The 2,270-nt window shown below is 39.8% G+C and carries 3 protein-coding genes and 1 pseudogene; all 4 read right to left on the bottom strand.

Annotated elements, in window-relative coordinates; genetic code table 11:
- Positions 1 to 452: 452 nt before the first annotated feature.
- A complete protein-coding gene (locus QUA99_RS33325; RefSeq protein WP_442923235.1) occupies positions 453 to 662 on the bottom strand; it encodes a hypothetical protein in 210 nt (69 codons plus the stop codon).
- A 17-nt stretch (positions 663 to 679) separates the two neighbouring features.
- Positions 680 to 874 (bottom strand): IS4/Tn5 family transposase DNA-binding protein, encoded by a 195-nt coding sequence (locus tag QUA99_RS32600; protein WP_333245716.1) that lies wholly within the window; start codon positions 872 to 874, stop codon positions 680 to 682.
- Positions 875 to 981: 107 nt separating this feature from the next.
- Positions 982 to 1,938, bottom strand: a pseudogene (locus QUA99_RS32595) (IS630 family transposase).
- Positions 1,939 to 2,088: 150 nt separating this feature from the next.
- A partial coding sequence (locus QUA99_RS32590) for a hypothetical protein (protein WP_333245713.1) occupies positions 2,089 to 2,270 on the bottom strand: 182 nt, incomplete at its 5' end.

The following is a 2,270-nucleotide window of genomic DNA, read 5'->3' as shown; positions in this document are numbered from 1 at the left end:
TTACTTAAATGGCTTAATTGGTAGACCTCGAAAAACTGCACAAGTATAAATACTTATCGCAAAAGTGACATGCTCCCGCTATCCTTCCCTGACGTTTACCAGTTTCTGGTACTTTGATTTCCTGCTCAAATTTGATTGGTTGCGATTCCAACTTTTTCCACAGACGTTCGCTATTCTGGTCTAGACTACGGTCATGGGCTGCACGTACTAATACTCCTGTATGTTTCAGTTGACGTGAAGAGTCGAACACTTCGGTAATATCTCCTTCTCTGTCGAAAACATGAATGACTCGGGTACTATTACTGACTTCATGCTCGACTTCGGTCATCGCTTCTACCCATCGATAAGACTCTTTTTCTTCAAATGGGCGTTGACGAGCAGCTTTTCGCGCGAAAAGCTGTCGTTGTTTTTTGGCTGCTGCGGTTTCATCCTGCGGTGGCTTTTCTTTGCGCTCAAGGGTTCCAGAGCTTTTGCCATAACAGCCCCATTACTTGTCCTTGTTCGGGGGTGAGCGCCAAGGCACTATGTAAAATTAATCCGTTGCCACCGTTGCCTGTGGGTCCATATCCTTCCCGTTTGGCTTTAATGCTACCATAATCTAGAAAGGTGGTATCTCCTACGGATAATACGACTTCATATTCTTCCACGGCTTCACAGGTCATTTGACAGTGAGGTTTAATTACTTTGTCAAATTTTGTTTTGCTGTTGGCAAAAACTCATAAGCTCTTTTTAGCTCGTTTGCATTTGAGAATATTTCTGACAATGCTTTCCCAAACCCTTGGCTTAGGGCTTGGCCGATTGCATAGGCTAATTTGTTTAATCTCTCATCTCCTAATTCACAACTTGCAAAATTTTTCTCCCACCAGTTCAACATTTTTGCCTGCCTTTACTTGATTTTAACCAGATGATATCACCATCTACCCCTTTTGCCTAGAATGACCTCCTACTCTACCTTTCAGAGATGCCGTGAAAAGTAAGTTCTCAGATAGATGAGGTACAATAACAGCAGTGAGTAAACCAATTCCTCATATCGGATAATGTAACTTCATTGAAGGCAAACTAAGAGTGCTTTTGCTAATTCTCGATAATTAGTCGTCTTGATAGAACGGAGAATGTTTTTGAGTTTTGACCATAAATGTTCAATTGGTGAGAAGTCGGGAGAATAGGGGGACAAGTATATTAATTTTGCCCCTTTCTTTTTGATGGCTTTTTCTATTTCTTCTCCGGTATGAATAGTACAATTATCCATCAATATACGAGCACCTTTCCAGAGTTTTGGTACTAGCTTTCGTATAATAAAAGCCTCAAATGTAATTGTATCAGTTGTACCTGTTAAATTGACGGATGTTAGGATTTCGTTGACCGATATAGCTCCAATTATTGAGACATTTCTGCCGCGTTTATTTGGTTTTGGCCCCTTGGCTCTTGAACCTTTTAGAGACCTAGCATATAACCTAACCATTGCCAAGTTTACTCCAGATTCATCAATGAATATTAAGTCTTTCAAACAAATTTGTCGAATTTTTTGCCAAAACTCGTATCGCAGGTTCTGAACTCGGTCAGTGCCTTTGTCTGACGGGAAGAGAGTTTTTTTTTAAGGTCATGTTTAAGAGTTTTGCCATTCTTCCCATCGTTGCTACGCTGATGGTAAACCCAATTTTTTGGTAGAGTTTAGGACGGAGTTCTTCGAGAGTCGCATCATTATTTTCTTCAATCAATTGGGCTAAAATCAGGAGTTGTTCTGCATTCAGTTTTAATTTGACTCCGCATCGCTCTGTTCGAGGAGCAATATGCAAGGGTTTCACGATACTGTTTGATCAGTTTTTGGACGAAACTAAGCGCTACACAAAAACGGTTGGCTATTGCTCTTTGTGACAGCGGTTCATTATGGTATACATCCATAATTTTTTGTCTAAAATCAATCGAATAAGTTTTCATTTTTACTAATGTGTGATACTTGATACAATCATTGATAGTTGTCAGTCGAGTGAAGGCTGTGGGTCGAGCAAATGCTGTGAGCGCTCATTTAATTAGATCTGCATGACATTTTCGGGTTCTATATTTTTCACTTCGTTCAAGTCAGTTACATCATACCTCATCTTTCTGAGAAAGGCTATATAAAGAGCGATCACACCCAACATTTTGAGCAAGTTCATCAAAAACTCCTCTACCAAGCTGTAAAAAAGTGGTTTGAATTAGCTCAAGAAGAAGATTTTTTAGGTAGAGAGTATAGCTATTATGAACAAGTAGAAGCTGGACATCATCGAGTG

The sequence above is a fragment of the Microcoleus sp. F10-B2 genome, from assembly GCF_036704965.1.
Taxonomy (GTDB): Bacteria; Cyanobacteriota; Cyanobacteriia; order Cyanobacteriales; family Microcoleaceae; genus Microcoleus.
This window is presented reverse-complemented; position numbering and strand designations above follow the sequence as displayed.